This window comes from Salinibacterium sp. NG253 (genome assembly GCF_015864945.1).
Classification (GTDB): domain Bacteria; phylum Actinomycetota; class Actinomycetes; order Actinomycetales; family Microbacteriaceae; genus Rhodoglobus.
Window position 1 is genome coordinate 1,147,646 of record NZ_JADYWF010000001.1, and the last position, 21,459, is coordinate 1,169,104.

20 protein-coding genes are annotated in these 21,459 nt (G+C 62.0%); 13 read left to right on the forward strand and 7 right to left on the reverse strand.

What is annotated here, in order from left to right:
• Nucleotides 1–272 precede the first annotated feature (272 nt).
• The 9 genes from I6E52_RS05580 (at nucleotide 273) to I6E52_RS05620 (ending at nucleotide 9,410) form a co-directional block, all read left to right on the forward strand.
• Nucleotides 273–3,185 (forward strand): Na+/H+ antiporter subunit A, encoded by a 2,913-nt coding sequence (locus I6E52_RS05580; protein WP_197155422.1) that lies wholly within the window; start codon nucleotides 273–275, stop codon nucleotides 3,183–3,185.
• Nucleotides 3,182–3,706 (forward strand): Na(+)/H(+) antiporter subunit C, encoded by a 525-nt coding sequence (locus tag I6E52_RS05585; protein ID WP_197155424.1) that lies wholly within the window; start codon nucleotides 3,182–3,184, stop codon nucleotides 3,704–3,706. Before I6E52_RS05580 ends, I6E52_RS05585 begins: the two co-directional genes overlap by 4 nt.
• Nucleotides 3,703–5,259 (forward strand): Na+/H+ antiporter subunit D, encoded by a 1,557-nt coding sequence (locus I6E52_RS05590; protein WP_197155426.1) that lies wholly within the window; start codon nucleotides 3,703–3,705, stop codon nucleotides 5,257–5,259. Before I6E52_RS05585 ends, I6E52_RS05590 begins: the two co-directional genes overlap by 4 nt.
• Nucleotides 5,256–5,891, forward strand: coding sequence for a Na+/H+ antiporter subunit E (locus I6E52_RS05595; protein ID WP_197155427.1), 636 nt, complete (start codon nucleotides 5,256–5,258; stop codon nucleotides 5,889–5,891). Before I6E52_RS05590 ends, I6E52_RS05595 begins: the two co-directional genes overlap by 4 nt.
• On the forward strand, nucleotides 5,888–6,154 hold the full coding sequence (locus I6E52_RS05600; RefSeq protein WP_197123264.1) for a monovalent cation/H+ antiporter complex subunit F: 267 nt from the start codon (nucleotides 5,888–5,890) through the stop codon (nucleotides 6,152–6,154). The genes I6E52_RS05595 and I6E52_RS05600 overlap by 4 nt, the downstream gene beginning before the upstream one ends.
• The gene (gene mnhG / locus I6E52_RS05605) at nucleotides 6,151–6,531 is read left to right on the forward strand and encodes a monovalent cation/H(+) antiporter subunit G (RefSeq protein WP_197155428.1); all 381 of its coding nucleotides are present in this window, start codon (nucleotides 6,151–6,153) and stop codon (nucleotides 6,529–6,531) included. The genes I6E52_RS05600 and mnhG overlap by 4 nt, the downstream gene beginning before the upstream one ends.
• An 80-nt stretch (nucleotides 6,532–6,611) precedes the next feature.
• Nucleotides 6,612–7,061 (forward strand): FMN-binding protein, encoded by a 450-nt coding sequence (locus I6E52_RS05610; RefSeq protein WP_197123260.1) that lies wholly within the window; start codon nucleotides 6,612–6,614, stop codon nucleotides 7,059–7,061.
• Entirely contained in the window at nucleotides 7,045–7,905 is an 861-nt protein-coding gene (locus tag I6E52_RS05615) for an FAD:protein FMN transferase (protein ID WP_197155429.1), read from the forward strand. The genes I6E52_RS05610 and I6E52_RS05615 overlap by 17 nt, the downstream gene beginning before the upstream one ends.
• A complete protein-coding gene (locus I6E52_RS05620) occupies nucleotides 7,902–9,410 on the forward strand; it encodes an oxidoreductase (protein WP_197155430.1) in 1,509 nt (502 codons plus the stop codon). Before I6E52_RS05615 ends, I6E52_RS05620 begins: the two co-directional genes overlap by 4 nt.
• Here the strand turns inward: I6E52_RS05620 and I6E52_RS05625 are convergent.
• The gene (locus tag I6E52_RS05625) at nucleotides 9,407–11,302 is read right to left on the reverse strand and encodes a heavy metal translocating P-type ATPase (RefSeq protein ID WP_197155431.1); all 1,896 of its coding nucleotides are present in this window, start codon (nucleotides 11,300–11,302) and stop codon (nucleotides 9,407–9,409) included. The two genes, I6E52_RS05620 and I6E52_RS05625, sit on opposite strands and share 4 nt — an antisense overlap.
• 91 nt (nucleotides 11,303–11,393) lie before the next feature.
• Here I6E52_RS05625 and I6E52_RS05630 point away from each other — a divergent pair, with 91 nt between their 5' ends.
• Together I6E52_RS05630 and I6E52_RS05635 are read left to right on the forward strand one after the other, a co-directional pair.
• Nucleotides 11,394–12,173: a potassium channel family protein gene (locus I6E52_RS05630; RefSeq protein WP_197155432.1), complete on the forward strand. Its 780-nt coding sequence runs from the start codon at nucleotides 11,394–11,396 to the stop codon at nucleotides 12,171–12,173.
• Between the two features lie 37 nt (nucleotides 12,174–12,210).
• The gene (locus I6E52_RS05635; RefSeq protein ID WP_197155434.1) at nucleotides 12,211–12,723 is read left to right on the forward strand and encodes a DUF805 domain-containing protein; all 513 of its coding nucleotides are present in this window, start codon (nucleotides 12,211–12,213) and stop codon (nucleotides 12,721–12,723) included.
• Here the strand turns inward: I6E52_RS05635 and I6E52_RS05640 are convergent.
• The 3 genes from I6E52_RS05640 to I6E52_RS05650 all read right to left on the reverse strand — a co-directional run bounded on the left by I6E52_RS05640 (nucleotide 12,720) and on the right by I6E52_RS05650 (nucleotide 15,557).
• A complete protein-coding gene (locus I6E52_RS05640; protein WP_197155437.1) occupies nucleotides 12,720–13,598 on the reverse strand; it encodes a Rieske 2Fe-2S domain-containing protein in 879 nt (292 codons plus the stop codon). The genes I6E52_RS05635 and I6E52_RS05640 overlap by 4 nt on opposite strands.
• 37 nt (nucleotides 13,599–13,635) lie before the next feature.
• Entirely contained in the window at nucleotides 13,636–14,130 is a 495-nt protein-coding gene (locus I6E52_RS05645) for a pyridoxamine 5'-phosphate oxidase family protein (protein ID WP_197155438.1), read from the reverse strand.
• A gap of 212 nt (nucleotides 14,131–14,342) precedes the next feature.
• Nucleotides 14,343–15,557, reverse strand: coding sequence for an NADP-dependent isocitrate dehydrogenase (locus I6E52_RS05650; protein WP_197123245.1), 1,215 nt, complete (start codon nucleotides 15,555–15,557; stop codon nucleotides 14,343–14,345).
• 105 nt (nucleotides 15,558–15,662) lie between these two features.
• Here I6E52_RS05650 and I6E52_RS05655 point away from each other — a divergent pair, with 105 nt between their 5' ends.
• Together I6E52_RS05655 and I6E52_RS05660 are read left to right on the forward strand one after the other, a co-directional pair.
• Nucleotides 15,663–16,115: an N-acetyltransferase gene (locus tag I6E52_RS05655; RefSeq protein ID WP_197155440.1), complete on the forward strand. Its 453-nt coding sequence runs from the start codon at nucleotides 15,663–15,665 to the stop codon at nucleotides 16,113–16,115.
• 2 nt (nucleotides 16,116–16,117) lie between these two features.
• Nucleotides 16,118–16,429, forward strand: coding sequence for an MGMT family protein (locus I6E52_RS05660; protein ID WP_197155442.1), 312 nt, complete (start codon nucleotides 16,118–16,120; stop codon nucleotides 16,427–16,429).
• On the opposite strand, the gene I6E52_RS05665 is transcribed toward I6E52_RS05660, so the two are convergent.
• The 3 genes from I6E52_RS05665 to ddaH form a co-directional block, all read right to left on the reverse strand.
• Nucleotides 16,426–18,231: an ABC transporter ATP-binding protein gene (locus I6E52_RS05665; protein WP_197155445.1), complete on the reverse strand. Its 1,806-nt coding sequence runs from the start codon at nucleotides 18,229–18,231 to the stop codon at nucleotides 16,426–16,428. The two genes, I6E52_RS05660 and I6E52_RS05665, sit on opposite strands and share 4 nt — an antisense overlap.
• Nucleotides 18,228–20,027: an ABC transporter ATP-binding protein gene (locus tag I6E52_RS05670; RefSeq protein WP_197155446.1), complete on the reverse strand. Its 1,800-nt coding sequence runs from the start codon at nucleotides 20,025–20,027 to the stop codon at nucleotides 18,228–18,230. The genes I6E52_RS05665 and I6E52_RS05670 overlap by 4 nt, the downstream gene beginning before the upstream one ends.
• A gap of 179 nt (nucleotides 20,028–20,206) precedes the next feature.
• Complete coding sequence (gene ddaH, locus I6E52_RS14515) at nucleotides 20,207–21,409, reverse strand: dimethylargininase (RefSeq protein ID WP_304610951.1); 1,203 nt, start codon at nucleotides 21,407–21,409, stop codon at nucleotides 20,207–20,209.
• Nucleotides 21,410–21,459: the final 50 nt, after the last annotated feature.

Sequence of the window (21,459 nt, forward strand, 5' to 3'; positions counted from 1 at the left end):
CCATCGACCTTAGAGCTACCCGGTGCGATCGAGGGAGGATTGTCGAAGTGGTCTCTGCGAATGAGCGCAGCACTCGCGTCGCCACCTTCATCACCCGTCCAGATATTCGTCCGGTAGAATGTTCGAGACGAAGACACCGACCATCTCGCCACTCTGCTGCAACGCCACTCGCCCCGGCTGTACTGCAGCACTCGATCACCAGATCGAGCACTCTAAGGGAGAACTGCACTGAATCCGCACGGTTCCAGCCCCAGCTCGAAGCGGAGAGCCCCGTGATAGTGCTGCTCGGTGCGTTCGCGCTCGTTTCCCTGGTGATCCCTGCGCTCACCCGCCGAGTTGGTGTTCGTGTTTTCTTCATCACGGCCATCATTCCCGCAGCGGCATTTATCTACACTCTGCTGCAGACTCCCGCCGTTCTCGCGGATACTCCGCCAACGGAGACCATTCCATGGATCTCCCAACTGCACCTCGATCTCAGCTTTCGGGTCGACACCCTCTCGTGGCTGCTAGCCCTCGTCGTCACCGGCGTCGGCACGCTCGTGATGCTCTACTGCATCAAGTATTTCGCTGCTTCTGAAGAGGGGCTTGGTCGTTTCGCGGCCGTCTTCCTCGCCTTCACCGGCACCATGTACGGGCTCGTGATCGCCGACAACGTCTACTTGCTCTTCATCCTGTGGGAAGCCACGACGGTGTTCTCCTTCCTCCTTATTGGCCACAACACCGGTCGGCTCGCGAGCCGCATCGCTGCGATGCAGGCCCTCATCGTCACAACCGCCGGTGGGCTCGTGATGTTGGTCGGGCTCGTCATGCTGGCCGAACGCACCGGCACTGCCAGCCTGGCGCGGCTCGTCGACCTTGCCCCCGAGGGAACCGCGGTCACCATCGCGATCATGCTGATTCTCGTGGGCGCACTCAGCAAGTCAGCAATCGTTCCGTTCCAGTTTTGGCTGCCCTCGGCGATGGCCGCCCCGACCCCGGTCAGCGCCTATCTGCACGCTGCCGCGATGGTGCAGGCAGGCATCTATCTCATCGCTCGCCTGGCACCCGGGTTCGCTGAAACCCCGGGGTGGCAGCCGCTGCTCCTCGGCTTGGGAGTCTTCACGATGTTGGTGGGCGGATGGCGCGCGCTCACCCAAGTCGACCTCAAACTTTTGCTTGCCTATGGCACCGTCAGTCAGCTCGGGTTCTTGCTGACGGTCGTGAGTTTTGGCACTCGCACCGCGGCTCTCGCTGGAGTTGCGCTGCTTCTTGCCCACGCTCTCTTCAAGGCGGCGCTGTTCATGGTCGTCGGACTCATCGACCACCGTGTGGGAACACGCGACCTCACCAAGTTGAGCGGGCTTGGCCGCGAAGCCCCGTTCCTCGCCACGGTCGCGATCATCGCCGCAGTATCAATGGCCGGTATCCCCTTCACCGCCGGGTTCGTCGCCAAGGAAGCTGTTCTTGCCAGCTTCCTCGAAAGCGCGAGCGCGGGATCGGCGCTGGGATGGATCGCGGTCATCGGTGTCGCGGTTGGTTCAACTCTCACCGTTGCGTACAGCGCGCGCTTCCTCTGGGGTGCTTTCGCGAGCAAAGACGGCGTTGAGACCGTGCGACCGCTCCACGAGAACGTCTGGTTCTTATCGTCGCCCGGAATCCTCGCGCTCAGTGGACTCGTGCTCGCGCCGTTCTTCGGCAGCGTCGGAACGGTGCTCGAGGGCTATTCGCAGCAGTTTGTTTCCGAAGGCTACGACTATTCGCTCAAGCTCTGGCACGGCTTCGACGTAGCTTTCTTCATCTCTGCTGCCACTCTGCTCGGGGGTATCGCACTGTTCTGGGCACGCACCCAGGTATTCGCGCTGCAGTCCCGCGTGCCCGCGGTAGTCGACTCGAACAAGCTGTACCGCTCCAGCCTCCGCACCCTCGACCGCATCGCCCTGCGCGTGACAGCGACTACGCAGCGAGGTTCGCTGCCGTTCTACCTCACCGTCATCCTGCTCGTGATGGTCGGCTCGGTAGGCAGCACGCTGGCGCTGAATCGCACGTGGCCCGACTCCATCCGACTCTTTGACAGCCCAGGGCAACTCGCCATCGGCACCGTCATGATCGTTGCCGCCCTCGCCCTACTCGGCGCCCAGAAGCGGTTCCAAGCTGCTGTGCTCGTGGGGGTCGTGGGGTACGGCATGGCCGCGTTATTCGCATTCCACGGCGCTCCCGATATCGCGCTGACTCAAGTGTTGGTCGAGACTGTCACCCTGATTGCCTTCGTGCTGGTGCTGCGGAGACTACCTGCTCGCTTGGGCAAAGCGCACGGCAGTTCGCGACGCGTATTGCGTGCTGCCGTTGGCCTCTCCGTCGGCCTCCTCATGGGCATCGTCGCCATCGTCGCGCTTGGCGCCCGAAGTGCAGATCCCATCTCCGTGTCGCTGCCTGAACTCGCGTACGAGATCGGTCACGGCCGCAACGTCGTCAATGTCGTGCTCGTCGACATCCGCGGCTGGGACACGCTCGGAGAACTCTCGGTGATCGTGGCTGCCGCCACCGGCGTCGCCAGTCTGGTGTTCTTGCGCAGCCGCACCGACAACCTGCCCCGTGTCTCCGAAACCCGCGCCCGCGGCACGATCCGCGCTCGACTCAAGCCATCACGCGAAATCGTGTCCTCCGAGTACCTGCCCGGTGTTCAAGACCCGTCGACTCGCACCGCGTGGCTACTCGCGGGTCGCAAGTTGGCTCCCGAGAACCGGTCGATTCTCCTCGAAGTTGTTATTCGCCTGCTCTTCCACCCCCTGATCGTGCTGTCGATCTACCTCCTGTTCGCTGGCCACAATTTGCCGGGAGGTGGGTTCGCCGCCGGTCTCGTGGCGGGACTCGCGCTCGCCGGTCGCTACCTCGCCGGCGGACGTTACGAGCTCGGCGCAGCAGCGCCGTTCGATGCGGGGCGCATCCTCGGTGTCGGGCTCGTGCTCGCGGCGGGAACCGCCACCGTGCCACTCTTCCTCGGCGCGGATGCTCTTACCTCCACGTTCTTCGAAACCACGATTCCCGTGCTCGGCCACCTTGAGTTCTCTACCTCGACCATCTTCGACATCGGGGTCTACCTCGTCGTCATCGGAATGGTGCTGGATGTCCTGCGCAGCCTCGGCGCTGAGATTGATCGCCAGCGCGAAGAGTCCTCTGAATCTCTCGAGAGCGGAAGCACCATATGAACGCCTCTCTCACCCTCGTCGTCATCATGGTCGTGCTCTACTCGGTAGGCGTCTACCTGCTTCTTGAGCGCAGCATGACGCGCGTCTTGTTGGGCTTCCTGCTCGTGGGTAATGCCACCAACTTGCTGATCCTTATCGTCTCGGGGCCTTCCGGAGCTGCAGCGTTCTTCGGCGAAGAAGATGCCACAGCCGATCCGCTGCCGCAGGCGTTCATCCTGACCGCCATCGTGATTACTTTCGGAGTCTCCGCATTCCTGCTCGCTCTTATCTACCGGTCGTGGCGACTAGCCAACGCTGATGTGGTCTACGACGATTCAGAAGACCTCGCAATGGGCAGCCGGAGAAGCTCGGTGACCACCGATCGTGCCGTTGACGGTGACGACACCGAGTTCGGCACTCGAGCCGCAGCGGCCATCTCCACCGCCCTCGACCTCGAAAAGCAGGAGGAACGCGAGGAGCAAGAGAGCTTGGCGGCCGAACGCAGACAGCGAGAAATCGACGAGAAGGAGGCAGACGCATGAGCGCACTAACCACTCTTGTCGTTCTCCTGCCATTGCTCGGCGCGGCAGCAGCTCTCACCCAAGCCAACCGCCCCCGCGTTCAAACGCTCATTGCCGTGAGCGTGCTCAGCGCCGTTCTCCTGATCGGTGCCGCCTTGCTGGTGGCCGTCAACACCAATGGCGCAATTGCCGTTGAAGTCGGCGGGTGGCCTGCCCCCTACGGCATCGTGCTCGTGGTCGACCGGCTCTCGGCCCTCATGATCGTCGTCTCCGCCGCGGTGCTTCTGGCCGTTCTCGTGTTCTCGGTAGGCCAAGGCCTCGCCGATGGTGACCGCGAGACTCCCGTCTCGATCTACTATCCGACCTACCTCATTTTGGCGACCGGAGTCTTCAACGCCTTCGTCGCGGGTGACCTCTTCAACCTGTACGTCAGTTTCGAGATTCTTCTCGTCGCAAGCTACGTGCTGATCACGGTGGGAGGCACCAAGCCCCGCATCCGTGCCGGCACCGTGTACATCGTCGTGAGCCTGGTCTCCTCCGCCATCTTCCTCGCCGCCATCGCCATGATTTACGGTGCGACCGGCACGGTGAACATCGCGCAGCTCACGGTGCGACTTGCGGAGTTGCCCGCCGACATCCAGTTGATTCTCCACGTCATGTTGCTGATTGGGTTCGGCATCAAGGCCGCAGTCTTCCCGCTGTCGTTCTGGCTGCCCGACTCCTACCCGATGGCGCCAGCCCCCGTCACGGCGGTCTTCGCCGGCCTGCTCACCAAAGTCGGCGTGTACGCCATCATCCGCACCGAGATGATCATCTTCCCGGATGGCCAGCTCAATACCGTGCTGCTCATTGTGGCGGCGCTCACGATGGTGATTGGAATCTTGGGAGCCGTCGCGCAGTCCGATATCAAGCGACTGTTGTCCTTTACGCTCATCAGCCACATCGGCTACATGCTGTTCGGTATCGGCATCGACACGGCGGCCGGCCTCGCCGCGGCCACGTTCTACATCGTTCACCACATCACCGTTCAAACCACTCTCTTCTTGGCCACCGGGTTGGTGGAACGTCAAGGTGGCACGACCGGCATCAACAAGCTGGGCGGGATGCTCAAAACCAGTCCGTTGATTGCGGTGCTGTTCTTCATTCCCCTGTTGAACCTCGGCGGCATCCCGCCGTTCTCCGGTTTCCTCGGAAAGTTGGCATTGTTTGAGGCCGGAGCCAACAACGGGTCCGTGCTCGCGTGGGTACTGATCGGCTGCGGCGCGGCCGTGTCGCTGCTCACTCTCTATGCCCTCGCTCGCGCTTGGAGCATGATCTTCTGGCGCGACGCCGAAGAGGTGGCCGACTACGAAAACCCGTTGGCAATGCGGGCAGAAACCGGAAGCTCCCCCACCGTTGAGTCAGTGCGCACAACGCCTCGAATCATGGTCGGCGCCACCGTCGCGATGGTGACGGTGAGCATCGCGCTCACCGTCTTCGCGACCCCGCTCTTCGACCTCAGCGCTAATGCCGGTGAGAACATCAATGGCCCTGCCTATTACGTCAATACTGTGTTCCCGGGAGGCCTCGAATGAGTCCTCAGGACAACCAGTCCACCTCCGTAGCGGCGTCAACGACTCCGACCGCCTCTGAATCAGCAAGTGCACGCAAGGTCTCGCGCACCGAAGTTCGCGGCCGCGTCTGGAAGCAGTTGCCGCTGCTGCTCGGGCTCGTGGTGCTCTGGGGTGTGCTCTGGGGCCAGTTCTCGTGGCTGAACATCCTGACTGGATTTCTTGTGGCGATCGCCGTGACCCGAGTGCTGTATCTGCCCCCTGCCGATATTTCGGGCCGCCTGAACCTCTGGTACTCGCTCGTGTTTATCGCCCACTTCATCGCCGACGTCACGGTAGCCTCCTTCACCGTCGCCTTTCAAGCGCTGAACCCTCGACCGATCCCCACATCATCCGTCATTGCCGTTCAGCTGCGCACTCGCTCAGATTTCGTCATGACGCTCGACGCGATTGCGATGTCGCTGGTTCCCGGATCAATCGTCGTCGAAGTGGATCGGGAACGCGCCATCCTCTACTTCCACACCTTTGACACCACCACGGCCGCCGCTGTCGAAGCGATGCGCGCCAAGGTGCTCGTCGTGGAAGCGCGCATCGTTCGTGCCATCGGGTCGAAAGATGATCTTGCCCGCATTTATGAGACGGAGGCCACACGATGAGCGATTGGGTGTTTCTTGCCGTCGGTGTGATGCTGCTCATCGCAGGCCTTCTGGCGCTCTACCGCATCATCCGCGGCCCCTCCATCCTTGACCGCATGATCGCCTCAGACATGCTGCTCACGACGATCATTTGCGCGCTAGGAGCGGAGATGGTCTACAACGGTCACACTCGGAGCCTGCCAGCGATGCTCGTGCTCGCGAGCACTGCATTCCTCGGTTCCGTCGTGGTGGCGCGCTATGTCTCGAGGAGAACCAACTCATGATTCTCGACTCAATCCTCGACATCCTTACCGGCGTATTTCTCCTGCTCGGCGGGTTCCTCTCCGTCGCCGCTGGTGTTGGCCTTATCCGTTTTCCGGATGCGATTGCGCGCCTCCACGCGACAACCAAACCCCAGATCTTGGGCTTGGCTTTCATCCTCTTGGCGATCGCCCTGCAAGAACGTCAAGTCTCCACAATTCTCCTGCTGATCTTCTTGCTCATTTTCCAAATGATCACCGCTCCGGTATCGGCCCACATGATTGCTCGCGCCGGCTACCGGGGAGGAATCATCGCGCCCCGTTCGCTCCTTGTCGACGAACTGGAGCAGGCCATCGATGCCGCTCCAGAATTCGATGACACCGAACGCGCATCCGAATAAGGCGATTGACACCGTAAAGTTCCAGCTTCCCGTCAGGATTGCTCGGGCATACTGAACACTCGCCTACCTCTGGGAGCCCCATGCGCAGCCTCACCGACAACAAGACCGCCGTTGCCCTCTTTGCCGGTGTCACCCTCGTGGGTGCACTCTCCGCTTGCTCAAGCACGGCAACGACTGCGGATGTCGGTTCGGCTGAAACCACTGTTCCCGATGCCACCGCGACCGGTGCCGAGTACACCGACGGAACCTACACGGAGTCGGGCAACTACACCTCCCCCGACGGCCAAGAACAAGTTGACGTGACGCTCACGCTCGAGAGTAATGTCATCACCGACGTCACCGTCGTCGGCAACGGAGACAACCCCAGCTCGAAGCAGTTCCAAGGCGAATTCATTAACGGAATCGCCGCCGAAGTTGTCGGCAAGAACATCGACGAGCTGTCCGTGGACAAAGTAGCCGGCTCGTCGCTCACAAGTGGCGGCTTCAACAACGCCGTCGACGCCATCAAGGCGGATGCCCTCGCCGAGTAAACAGTTCGATGCCATTGGTGCGCCCTGGCAGATTGACACCGCCGACCCCCTCGACCCTGAGGTGTTCGCCGCGATTCAGCGCCGCATCGAGCAATTCGACCGCACCTACTCGCGATTTCGTGACGACTCCCTCGTCAGCCGCATCGCCCGCACCCCCGGCAGCTATCCTTTTCCGCCGGATGCTCCCCCACTGTTCGAGCTTTACCGTCGCCTCTACGATGCGACTGCCGGTGCCATGAGCCCGCTCGTGGGCCGTGCTCTGGAAGAGCTCGGCTACGACCGCACCTACTCGTTGCAGCCCACCGCGACCCGCACGCGCGTGCCCGACTGGCACGAAGCGATCAGCTGGAACGGCAGCGAACTCACCACCCTCACCCCCGCCGTGCTCGACGTCGGTGCTGCAGGCAAGGGCTACCTCGTCGATCTTGTGGCCGAGGTGCTCGCCGAGTACGGAGTCAGCTCCGCCACGGTGGATGCGAGCGGAGACCTGCTGCACCGCGGCGACGGTGAACTGCGGGTCGCGCTGGAGCATCCGCTCGACACCAGCAAAGCCATCGGGGTGGTGACCGTGAGCAATGAGGCGATTTGTGCGTCAGCTCCCAACCGACGCGCCTGGGCAGGGCTGCACCACATTTTGGATGCCCGCACGGGCCTGCCCACCGACCGCATCATCGCCACCTGGGCAATCGCCCCCACCGCGCTCGAAGCCGACGGCCTTGCCACCGCACTCTTTTTTGCCGACCCCGCGAAGCTCGCGGAGGAGTTCGACTGTCAGTGGGTGCGGATGCTGTCCACCGGCCGAGTGGAGCACTCGGCTGACTTCACGGGAGAGTTGTTTTTATGAAGCGCTGGCTTGATCGCACCCTCGGTGCCATCCCGATGTACACCCTTGTGCTCGGGTCACTCGCCGTTCTCGCGGTGGCATCGATTGCGCTCGCGTTCGTCGGGCTGATCGCGGCTGATCCTTTTGCGTTGCTTGCCAGCCTGCCCATCGCGGTCGTGTTTAGTTGTGCGGCCAGCTGGCTCGGCGCCCGCATCGTGCGGCAACGTGCTCACCTCGAATCGTCGCTCATCACCGGGTTGCTCGTCTTCTTCATCATGGCACCGAGCCTGCAACTCGACGGGCTTCTGTCGATCGCACTTGCCTCGACCGTTGCGGCGGCATCCAAGTTCCTGATCGCATTCCGCGGGCGCCATATTTTCAATCCCGCCGCTCTCGGGGCCTACGTTTTCTACTGGGTCCCGATCGGATTCCCCACGTGGTGGATCGGTACCCCGTGGCTGCAGCCCCTCATCATCATCGCGGCGTTCCTCATCTTGTATCGCACCCAACGCCTCGATTTGGGGCTCACCTTTGTGGTGCTCGCGGCCAGCATCCGCATCGCCCTCACGCTTGCCAATGGTGGCGATATTGCCGAAGCGATCGCCGTCACGTTCACCTCATCGCAACTGATCTTCTTCGTGGGCTTCATGCTCAGCGAACCGCTTACGCTGCCGCCGCGACGCTGGCAACGCCTCAGCGTCGCCGCGCTCGTCGCCCTCCTCTTCGCCATCCCGTTCTCGATTGGCCCTCTCTACAGCGACCCGCTGCTGGCGCTGCTCCTAGGCAACCTGGTCGCCTTCGCGTTCACGCAGCGCCGCACCATCCGGATGACACTCACCGAAACAGAAGAGATCGCTCCCGGCACGTGGGAACTCACCTTTGCCCCGCACCGCACCCTCGCGTTCCGGGCCGGTCAATACATTGAGCTCTCGTTGCCGCACCCGTCGCCCGACCTGCGGGGAGCGCGTCGCTATTTCACGATCTCGTCTGCACCCTCGGCGGGGGCGACCCTGTCGATCACGTTCACGGCGCCCGAGAAGTCGAGCAGCTTCAAAGCAGCCCTCCTTGCACTGCCGCGCGGAGCCGACGTCAACGCGACCGGCATCTGGGGCGATTTCGTACTTCCTCAAAAGACCACCGAACCGCTGTTGCTCGTCGCCGGCGGTATCGGCGTCACGCCTTTCGCCAGCCAAGTCGCGCACTCTCACCTGCACGATGACGAACGCGACATCGTGCTCATCTACGCGACCTCCAGCACCGAAACTTTGCCGTTCACCGGACTCTTTGTTGAGGCCGGCGTGCGCGTCATTGTGTTCGGGCCGCAGCCGGTCGAGTCACTCCCCGAGGGCTGGGTGCTCGGCAGTGAAGGGCGGATGAACGGCGATGCCCTCGCCGCGCTCGTGCCCGACTTGGCCGACCGCCACGCGTACCTCTCGGGCCCGCCCGCCCTCGTGAACGACCTCAAGGCGACACTGCGCGCTAACGGGGCCCGCCGCATCCATACCGACTACTTCTCGGGGTACTAGCTCGGCAGTTGCACGCCAGCCGCCTTCGAGCTCGACGAGACACGCACGCGACGCTTGAGACTCAGTGCCCGCAACGCATTGAGAATCGCGACGAGGTCAACAACTTCTTGCAGCCCGGCGCCGACGACCGCGGGCAGCGCTCCCGTCATCGCAAAAAGCATGAGCCCGATGCTGATGGCGATACCGATCCAAATGCTTTGCAAGGCGATCTGCACAGTGCGCTGACTGACTTGCACCGCCGACACGACGCGGTAGAGATCGTCAACGAGAATCACCACGTCAGCAGACTCGCCAGCCGCCGTCGAGCCCTTGGCACCCATCGCGATGCCGACATCGGCAGCTCCCAATACGGGCGCATCGTTCACGCCATCGCCCACCATTACGACCGGGTGCGGACTAGTGGCGTGCACGAGTCGCACCTTGTCTTCGGGCAGGCACTCCGCGTGAACCTCACTGATGTGGAGTTCGTCGGCCACCTTGCGCGCCGTCTGCTCCACATCCCCCGTGAGCATCAAAGTTTTCTGGATGCCCAGTTCGCGCAGTCCTGTCAGGGTGCGTGCCGCTTCGGGCCGCACCGCATCGCGCAGCACAATCGCACCAGCGTACTGATCATCGATGCCCACGTAGACGGCAGCTTCGCCGCTAGAGAGATCGATTCGAGTGAGTGTGGGAGCCTGCTCGGCCACGAAGGCAGGCTTGCCCACGGTGACGAACTTGCCTCCTACGCGAGCCTGCACTCCGTGGGTGGCGACTTCGCGGGCATCCGATACTTCAGGGAGCGCGAGGGAGCGTTGCTTCGCTGCTTCCACGAGGGATGCCGCAAGCACGTGGGAAGAATATTGTTCTGCTGCTGCCACGAGGGCCAGCAATTCGTCGGTGGTCACCGCGCCCTCAGGCCGCACGTCGACGACAACGGGACGACCGCTCGTGAGCGTGCCTGTCTTGTCGAACACGACCGTTTTCGCACGGGCCAGCACTTCGAGGGTGCCGGCGTTTTTCACCACGACGCCATAAGTGGACGCGCTCGACATCCCGGCCATGAACGCCACCGGGGCTGCGATCAACAGCGGACACGGTGTTGCGACCACAAGCACTTCGGCGAACCGCACGGGGTCCCCCGAGATCCACCAGGCGACAGCAGCCAGGCCAATCGAGACGAGCGTGAACGGCACCGCGTAGCGATCAGCTAGACGCACGATGGGTGCTTTGCTCTCCGCCGCTTCGGTGACGAGCTCAACAATCCGTTGGTATTGGCTGTCGGATGCTCGCGCGCTCGCCTGCACCGTGACAGCTTCTGGCCCGTTCACCGAACCGCTCAACAGCAGGTCTCCAGTGACTTTCTCGACCGGCATACTTTCGCCCGTGAGCGACGACTCATCGACTGCGGTCGTGGCAGACACCAGCACCGCATCTACCGGCACAATCTCCGAAGGGCGCACGACGAGGCGATCCCCCACGGCAACCTCTGTGGCCGGCACATCAACAATGTCACCGGCGGCCGTCAGCTGATGAGCTGTTTGAGGAACCCGATCCAGCAACGCATTTAATTCACGCTTGGCGCGGCCGGCCGCAAAGTCTTCGAGCGCTTCACCACCGGTGAGCATCAGCACAATGACGATGCTCGCCCAATATTCGCCCACGACCACCGTCGCCACGATCGCCGTCACGGCAAGCACGTCGAGACCGAACTGGTGCTGCAGCAGTTTGCGCACCATCGACACGGCCTCACGCACGGCAACGCCGAGCGAATAGATCGACAGCAACCACGGAACGACGGCGGATGCCGGAGTCCAGTTCAGCGCGAGGCCCACCACGCCGACCACGACCGTCAGAGCAACCAGCGGATAGCGACGCACAGCCGAGCGCAACGTTACGGAAAGAAATGTAGCCATACCTTCGTTCTACTCTCGTTCGCGGCATCCGGCCAGCCAGCACAGGCTCCCCTTAGCCGCGCTCCGGAACGGGGTCGGTAGGCTCGACAGCATGACTCAACGGCGCTGGAAACAGATCATGGACATTCCTCTGACCGTTGCTGCCATCATTTTTCTCATCGCCTACGCGTGGGAGGTTATCGCCAACCTCTCAGGTACTGCCATGCTGGTGGCCGAGGTCATCATCGCTGTCACCTGGGTGGTGTTCGTGGCCGACTACCTCGTGAACCTCATTTTGGCTGAGCACCGCTGGTTCTGGTTCAGAAAGCACCTGTTCGACCTCATGGTTGTCGTGCTGCCGATGTTGCGCCCGCTACGCCTCCTGCGTTTGGTCACTCTGCTCAACGTGCTGCAACGACGGGCAGGAACCGCCGTGCGCGGTGGCGTGCTCACCTACGCTGTCGGGTCATCGCTCTTGCTCGTTTTTGTCGCCGGGCTCGCCATTTTGGATACCGAACGCAACGCCGACAGCACTCAGATCACCACTCTCGGCGATGGTATTTGGTGGGCCTTCGTCACGATCACGACCGTCGGCTACGGCGATATCTATCCCGCTACGACGCTCGGTCGAGTGATTGCCGCTGGCGTGATGATGGCCGGGATCGCCCTCCTTGGTGTTGTTACGGCAACCCTGGCCTCCTGGATCGTGGAACGAGTTGCGGCTCAAGACGAGCTCTCGCATGTCGCGACGCGTCGTGAGGTCACGGACCTCACGAAGCAGGTCGCCGAACTCAAGCACGTGCTCCTCGAGCATGCGACGCAAATGGCCGCTACCTCGGGAAACCCGGCTCCCACCTTGCCCGGCTCCTCCGAGAAAAAACCGTCGTCCTAGCCTTACGAAACGAAGTTCGCTCACCTATGCTGTGGGCATGACCTTCACCGCCACAGCAGCACCCACGATGGAGCCTGCGAGCGCTCCGCTCCTCGGTGCGTCAATGCGCGTTGCGATGCAGCGATTCTTCGATCGATCGTTCAGGATGCGCGGTCGCGCCAGTCGCAGCGAATACTGGTGGTGGATGCTCGTGAACATCGCCGTAATCACCGCACTTCAGGTGGTCGCGCCTCTTCTGATCGCGGGTCGCCCCATGGTGACCGAGCTCACCGTCGGCCCGTTCGGCTCACTGGTTTACCCGACTCTCACCATTGCAAGCTGGAGCGGTGCCACCGCGGCCACTTCTCCCGCACTCGTATTTCTCTCCCTCATTGCCGGAGGCTGGGTGTTGCTCACAGCAATCCCCGGCATCGCCATTGCCGTGCGGCGCCTCCACGATTCGAACCTCTCGGGAGGGTGGGCATTTCTCGCGCTCGTCCCGCCTGGCGCCCTCATTGTGCTCGTGCTCGCCCTCCGCGGCTCGCGCCCCGAGGGGTTGCGCTTCGACTAGCGCGGCAACCGAATCTCTACCGCGCCATCCACGACTCGGCTCTCGAAGCGCGGCTGTGGACTTGTCGCTGGACCGTGGATGACTTCCCCAGTATCGAGCGAAAACGCACTCTGGTGCCAGGGGCACTCAATGCAGGCACCGCCCGGGGTGGAGTCGTCACCGACGACGTACCCGTCGTGGAGTTCGGCTCCGAGGTGGCTGCACGTGTTCGAGAGAACCGAGACGCGGTCTCCGCGACGGAAAACTACCACTTCGGTGTCGGCGACAACGCGCTTTTTGAGGGCGCCATCCGCCAGCTCAGAGAGCGGTGCAAGCTGCTGCCAACCGCCAGGGAAGGTGGCCTCGACATCCGGTGCGTGACTGACGCCCGCTGCTTGACGGTAGGTCATGTGCCCACCGAGGTAGCCACCGCCCGAGGCGATAGCGAGCCCGGCGTAGCTCAGCACTTTGCCGCTCGTGTGCTTTCCGCGCGAGCGCTGCACGAAGGATGCCGCGAAGAATCCCGTCGCCACAATGTTGACCGCGGCATGCACGATGCCGACGCGCTGCTGTTTCTCATCGAGCTTGGACCAGTCGGCAAAACCCGCGACCGCTGTTCCGCTCGCGCCCAGCACTCCGACTCCAACCAGCGCGCGCGATGCTTTCTCAGTACCGGGCAGGGCGTCCAGCACTCCTGCCGAGATCCACGCGCCCAGAGGAACGTGGACACCGAGCGGATGCACGGGGTGACCCAGAGGAACGCCATGCAGCAGGTCTCGCAACCACCGCGGCCGAAGAACTGCATCCACGACGCCCCGCGTCTTCTCAACAGCGGGATCGAGCGCGGCCGCCTCCTCTAGACGGTCAACGTTTCGCAATACTGGCAGTCGTTTCATCAGAGCCTCGTCCCTCTCGGCGTGTGTTGTTGGAGAACTAGATCGTGACCGATTCGGATGACCCGGTGTGAGGCTCATCCCCGGTTACCTTCGCAGCGACAACGCTAACGAGAGTCGCGACTTTGCCGGGGCTCTCCCAATACTGTGCCGAGTCGGCCTTCACGTGAATCAGCACCACCGAAGGATCTTCCGCACCGCCGTCGAACCACACGTCGGTGAAGGTGTCCCAGAGCGCTTCTTTCTTGACGCTATCCCGGACAATTTCGGCGGAACCGGCCAGCGACAGCCACTCAGACGAACCCGCGTACGCGAGGTTAACGTGAGGATTCGCGAGCAACTGATGCACGGTGTCGGACTCGGCGGAGGCCAAGAACCAGCAGTCGCCATCGAATTCTGCTTCTTGCACGGTCATGGGGTGGCTGTGCAGCGCGCCGTCTGCGGAGACGCTCGTGAGCATCGCGATCCGGGTCTTTTTCATGATCGAACGGATGGTGTCGAGCTGGTCTGTTGTTGCTTGGGTCTGAAATGACATGGTGTCTCCAATTCGTCGACGGTTCGCAGTTACGCTGCGCTCCGACGCTAGGGAGCAATCCTCAACGCTTGCCGAGTGTTGGGTGAGAACGCGCAGAAGGTCGGCGACAACGACGAGCGCCGGGCACGCAAAAGGGCCCGGAAGCTGAAGCTTCCGGGCCCTTCTCACAACGTGCTGGCGATAAGCCAGTCGTCAGAAACGCGAAGTGCTACTTACGCAAGTCGTGTTGCGAGGTTCTTGTCGAGCGTGTCGAGGAACTCTTCGGTGGTTTCCCACTTCTGGTCCGGTCCGACGAGCAGTGCGAGGTCCTTGGTCATGTGACCGGCCTCAACGCTCTTGATGACGACGTCTTCCAGGGTCGACGCGAAGTCGACGAGTTCCTGGTTGTTGTCGAGCACACCACGGTGAGCCAGTCCACGGGTCCATGCGTAGATCGACGCGATCGGGTTTGTGGAGGTGGGCTTGCCCTGCTGGTGCTGGCGGTAGTGACGGGTCACGGTGCCGTGAGCTGCCTCGGCTTCAACAACCTTTCCGTCTGGCGTGGCCAGAACGGAGGTCATGAGGCCGAGCGAGCCGAAGCCCTGAGCTACGGTGTCGGACTGAACGTCGCCGTCGTAGTTCTTGCAGGCCCAGACGTAGCCGCCCTCCCACTTCATAGCCGATGCGACCATGTCGTCGATGAGGCGGTGCTCGTAGGTGAGGCCGGCTGCTTCGAACTTGTCCTTGAACTCGTTCTGGAAGATCTCTTCAAAGATGTCCTTGAAGCGACCGTCGTAGGCCTTGAGGATCGTGTTCTTCGTCGAGAGGTACACAGGGTAGTTGCGCGTGAGGCCGTAGTTGAGGCTGGCACGAGCGAAGTCAATGATCGAGTCATCGAGGTTGTACTGAACCTGAGCGATTCCATCGCCTGGGGAGTCATAAACCTCAAACTTCATCGGCTCGGAACCATCTTCGGGAGCGAACTCAACGGTCAGCTTTCCCTTGCCCTTGAAGCGGAAGTCGGTGGCGCGGTACTGGTCGCCGAAGGCGTGACGGCCGATGATGATCGGCTTGTTCCAGCCCGGCACGAGGCGCGGGATGTTCGAGATGATGATGGGCTCGCGGAAGATAACGCCACCAAGGATGTTGCGGATGGTGCCGTTAGGGCTGCGCCACATCTTCTTGAGGCCGAATTCTTCAACACGGGCTTCGTCGGGGGTAATGGTTGCGCACTTGACGCCAACACCGTGCTTTTGGATGGCGTGAGCCGCATCAATGGTGATCTGGTCGTCGGTTGCGTCGCGGCTTTCAATGCCGAGGTCGTAGTACTCGAGGTTGACGTCAACGTAGGGGTGGATCAGGGTTTCCTTGATCCGGTGCCAAATAATGCGCGTCATTTCGTCGCCGTCGAGTTCGACGACGGTGCCTTCTACCTTGATCTTGGACAAGCTTTGCTCCTTAGTTAGTGGCCACCTCCAGCTTACTCTTTTTCCTATGTATCTCGACATCGAGATACCTTGGCGCATCTGTCTACCGCGGGTTAGCCTGTATTCATGGGTGAGCTAAGACTTGAAGAATTATCGGCAAGCACCATCGTGGCTGCCAACAACCTGTCGCTGCGTCGCGGGCAGGAGCAGTTCGTTACGCCGCCCTCCTACGCGATCGCGGATGCCTTCATTGACCCGCTGACATCGTGGCCGCGCGTTGTCGTTGACGGCGACAAGGTCGTCGGATTCGTCCGTGGCAATTTCGACCCCAATGCGTCTCAAGAAGAGTTCCGCAGCTGCATCTGGCGCGTGAGCGTCGCCGGCGACGAGCAGGGTCAAGGAATCGGTCGTTTCGCCGTTAAGGCAATCGCTGAAGAAGCGCGCAGCCGTGGCTTCGATCGCATCACCGCCATCTGGGAAGAGGGCGACGACGGCCCTGAGCAGTTCTTCCTCAAGGTCGGTTTCAAGGTCGTCGGCGAAACTCAATACGGCGAGAAGCTCGGCGAATACACGCTCTAAGCGTGCCCGCTCCTAGCGACGATTTCGTGAGCCGCGTGCTCGAGGTCGTGGCGTCGATCCCACCAGGGCACGTGATGACCTACGGCGAGGTAGCTGCCACGATCGGCTCGCGAGCCGCGCGAGCAGTCGGCACCGTGATGGCCCGCTACGGCTCAGACGTGGCGTGGTGGCGCGTCATCCGTTCTGGCGGGCATCCACCCCTCGCTCACGAAGATCGGGCGCTCGTGCACTACGAGGCCGAATCAACGCCGCTGAAATGGATGCCCGACGGCAGCTATCGCGTCAACTTGCGGTCAGCGCGACACCGCCCCTAAACGAGCGAGTCTCGCCAGGCCGCGTGCAGTTGCGCGAACTTGCCGGAGCCCGAAATGAGTTCCTGCGGGGTGCCATCTTCGATGACGCGACCGTGTTCCATGACGAGCACGCGGTCAGCGATTGCGACCGTCGATAGACGGTGCGCAATGATGATGGCGGTGCGGTCCGAGAGCAGCGTCTGAAGGCCAGCCTGAACAAGGCGTTCGCTCGGGATATCGAGCGACGCGGTTGCCTCATCCAGAATCAGCACGACAGGGTCGGCGATGAACGCGCGCGCAAACGACAACAGTTGTCGCTGCCCGGCACTCACTCGACCACCACGCTTATTCACGTCGGTGTCGTAGCCGTTGGGCAGCGCCTCGATGAATTCGTGCGCGCCAACCGCCTTCGCAGCCTTCACGATCTCCTCACGGGTCGCATCGGGCTTACCGAGCGCAATGTTGTCGGCAACGTTGCCCGAGAACAGGTACGCCTCTTGCGTGACCATCACGATGGCACGGCGCAGATCTTTCGGATGCAGCTTGCGCAGGTCGACACCGTCGAGCGACACGGTGCCCTGGCTGGGGTCGTAGAAGCGCGAAATGAGCTTGGCGAGGGTCGACTTTCCGGCACCCGTCGTTCCCACCATCGCGACTGTCTGACCGGCAGGCAGCTCAAGGTCGAACTTCGGCAGGATCACCTTGTCGGCGTTGTAGGCAAATTCCACCCCGTCGAACTTCACGGTCCCCTTGGCCTTGCGCAGGTCAATCGGAGTCGTGGGGTCAGCAACGGTCGGGCGCTCTTCGAGCACTCCCGAGATCTTCTCCAAAGCCGCGGCAGCGGACTGGTACGAGTTGTAGAACATCGCCATCTCTTGCGCAGGCGCAAAGAACTGGCGGGCATACAGCAGCGCACCAAGCAGGGCACCGATCGCAAGATCGCCGGTCGAGACGCGCAAGCCGCCCACGAGCAGGATCATCGCGAGAGCAACGTTTCCGATGAGAACCAGACCCGGGTCAAAGATTCCGAACAATTGGATGACGCGGGCGTTGGCATCCCGATAATTCTCAACGAGCCCACCGAATTGTTCGCGGTTGCGCTCTTCTTTGCGGAAGGCCTTCACCGCGCGGATGCCGGTCATGGTCTCCACGAAGTGCACGATCAGCTTGGCCGAAGTCGTGCGCGTCTCACGGAAATGCAGTTGCGACCGCACCTGGAACCAGCGCGTGAGGAAGCCCAACGGTATAAGCGCGAAGAACAGAATGACGCCGCTCACCCAGTCGAGCGAGAACATCGCGATAGCGATGAATCCCATGTAGAGCGCACCCTGCACGAGCTGGTTGATACCCGAGTCGAGTAGTTCGCGAATCGCATCGAGGTCACTCGTTTGACGCGCGATGATGCGCCCCGAGGTGTAGCTCTCATGGAATTCAAGGCTCAGCCGTTGCGTGTGCAAGAAGACGCGTTTGCGCAAGTCGAACAGGATTGCTTGGCTCACGCGGGCGCTCAGCACGGTGTACCACGCGATCATTGATGCGCCAACGATGCCCGTGAACAGGTACGCGCTGACGACAAGCACGAGCGGCAATGTTTCGCCGTCGATGAGGGCGGGCAACGCGTTGTCGATGCCGTACGCGATCAGCGCGGGGCCAGCCACTTGCGCGGCAGTGCTCACGACCACAACAGCCATCGTGAGGATCACGCGAAGACGCACGGGCGCGATCAACGATCCGAGCAATCGCAGCGAGCGCTGCCGAATCTGACGGCTCTCGTCCTTGGTGTAGTCGTTGCGTTCTTCTCCGGAGGTTCCCATCACGCTCATGAACTGACCTCCTGCTCTTCCTCTTCAAGACTGGATATTACGTAACGGTAATGACTGCTGGTCGCCAGCAGGTCGGAGTGCTTTCCGACCGCGGTGACCTTGCCATCTTCGAGAAGAGCAACGCGGTCAGCGAGCATCACGGTCGATGGGCGGTGAGCGACGATAAGCGCGGTCGTGGAGCTCAACACCTTGCGCAGCGCGGCCTCGACAAGTGCTTCAGTGTCGACGTCGAGCGCCGACAGCGGGTCATCGAGCACAAGCACCGCGGGCTTCGCGGCAACGGCGCGAGCGAGCGCGAGGCGCTGCCGTTGACCACCCGACAAGCTCAGGCCCTCTTCACCGACGAGCGTGTCGAGGCCCTTGGGCAGGTCATACACGAAGTCGGCTTGCGCGATGCTCAACGCTTCGCGCAGTTCTTCTTCGGTGGAATCCGGGCGCCCCATGAGCACGTTCTCGCGCACACTCGACGAGAACAGCGTGGCATCCTCGAACGCCATCGCTAGGTGACGCCGCAGCTCAATCAGGGTGAGGTTGCGGATGTCGACGCCGTCGATGCTGATCGATCCTTCCGTCACGTCGTAGAGACGTGTCGTGAGGGCCGTGATCGTCGATTTGCCCGAGCCCGTTAGTCCGACGAGCGCCATGGTCTCCCCCGGCTCAATCGTCAGGTCAACACCGTTCACGAGATCGGGAACGTTCGCGGGCGAATCGGGGTAGCGATAATGCACGTTGGTGAATTGAAGGCGACCCTGGCTATCCGTGATCGTTTCGGGGTGTTCGGGATCGGTGATGGGGTTTGCTGAGTCCATCACTTCGAAGAAACGGTCGGCGGCAGTGCGCGCGTCGAACGTCATCGACAGAAGGAAGCCGATCGATTCCACGGGGAACCTCAACACGGTGGCCGTGGCGAAGAACGCGACCAGGTCACCGGCAGAGATGTTGCCCTCAACAACGAGCCACACGCCGCCGAGAAGTCCGAGCGCAAACATGACGTCGGGCACCAGCAGCAGCCAAAGCCAGATGCCGGCGATAGCACGGGCCTTCTCAATCTCGGTGCCACGCAAGCTTTCGGCCTGAGCCGAGAAGCCGATGAGCGCGTGCTTTCCTCGCCCAAAGGCTTTCAGAACACGGATGCCGTGCACCGACTCTTCGACGGCAGTCGCGAGGTCACCGGTCTGGTCTTGGCTGCGGCGGGCCACGATTGAGTACTTCTTTTCGAAGACGTAGCCGTAGATCCACAACGGGATCGAGGTGACGATGAAGATCACGCCGAGCACCCACGAGATGTTTACGAGGAACAGCAGCCCCACGATGATCGTGAGCACATTGACCACGAGCAAGACGAGGCCGAACGACAGCCACCGACGGATGAGGTTGAGGTCGCTGACCGCCCGCGACAGCAATTGGCCACTCGGCCAGCGGTCGTGGAAGCTCACGGGTAGGTGCTGCAAGGTCATGTAGAGGGTGTTGCGCATGCGCGCTTCAACATGGGTTCCCGGCGTGAGCACGAAGTAGCGACGAAGCGCGATCATGATCGCCTCGACAATGCCGAGCCCGAGAACGATGAAGAAGGCGGGCCAAATCTGGCTTGAATCGCCCGACTGAAGCGGCCCATCCACGAGCGAGCGCAACACTTGCGGGATGAGCAGCGCAACGATACCGGCGGCGAGAGCTGCTGCCATGCCGAGGTAGATGAACGGCATGGCCGATTGTGCGTAAGGGTAAAGCCGGCGGATAGCCGTAAAAGTGCCGACCGCTTTGACGCGTTCTGGCTGGTCAGACTGTGGTGACACCATGGATCCTTGACGAGAGGGATCCCTGCGTTCAGGGATCGCGATTACTGCGGGTCGCGTCGTGTGCGACCGTGAACCGCTGCTCCTCGTCGTGAATGGCGCGGGGCAGACAGCCTTTTAGAATATGCCCGCCCCGGCGCTTTCACAATCACTATCCACAAATTTTTTGACAGAGTCTCAATTCAGCGGATGCGGACGGAGAGGCACGTGACGCAGCCCTCCATCTTCTCAAACTCTGACACGTCTACCGTCACAACGCGGTAGCCCAGGTCTTCGATGAGAGCCGCTGTCTGGGGAGCCGACGATGACATCAGCACTGCGTCATCCGACAGCACAACGACGGCGGCACCTTCGGCTTCCGGCACGGCCAAGAAACGGTCGTAGAGGTCGACGTTGTCAACGTTCTCGCGGTAGCCGATAACCGTGCCATCGGGCAAAGCGGTAACGCCGCTCTTGAGGTGCAGCACCTTCTCAACGGGTACGGCAATCACGGTGTAGCCCATCGGAGTCACGATGGCGCGAAGCTGACGGATGCCCTCTGCGTTGGTGCGACCGCCACGGCCGACATAGACGGTGGAACCAACCTTGAGAACGTCTCCACCATCGAGAGTGCCTGGTTCGGAGATTTCGTGGAGCTCAAGACCAAGGCCGTCGATGCTCGTGCGCACGGCAGCGATTTCTGCTTGGCGGCTCTCGGCACCCGGGCTCGTCAGCACCGCAACCTCGCCGAACATCACGACGGTGTCTTCGATGAAAACAGAATCGGCGAGATCGTCGTCGGCGGGCACTTCGATTACCTCGAAGCCATTGTCTTTGAGGGCGGCAACGTAAGCCTCCCACTGCGAGTCAGCGAGTTCGGCATCCACGGGAACACGGTCGAGGTGAGTGAGTTCTCCCTCAGCCATGCGCGAGGACGGGGCGCGTACGAGAGCGGTGAGCGTTGTGGACGGCTGCGGGGCTGTCGCGACGATGGCGGCCCACACGCGGCGACCCACCGTCAGCGCGGTCACGATCGTGGCGACGACAAAGATGAGGTTCGTGCCGAGCAGGCTTGCCAAGATGAAGGCCATCGCTTCGGGATTCCATTCGGCTCCCGAGGCAATGATGCCGAGGGCGGTGCCGAAGAAGGCCGCGGCGATGCCGATCACGAGAGCCGACACTGCGGTCGTGTACCAGTAGCGGTGAATCTCGAGCGCCGCCGCGAGCGAGTAGAGCAAGAAGAGCACCAGTGCCATCGGCAAGAAGTACTCGGCGATCGTCGGCAGGTTCTCTGCCGCAGCACCGTTCGACGTAAAGAACGCCAGCCCGGTTGCGAGATAGACGGTGCCGGCAACGGCAATTCCAGAAATAAAAGCTGCGGCCATACGCCGTTGTGCACTGATCATGCGCCCCAACTTACCGGGAAGATTCTATGCGTTTGCCTTACGCCGGCTCC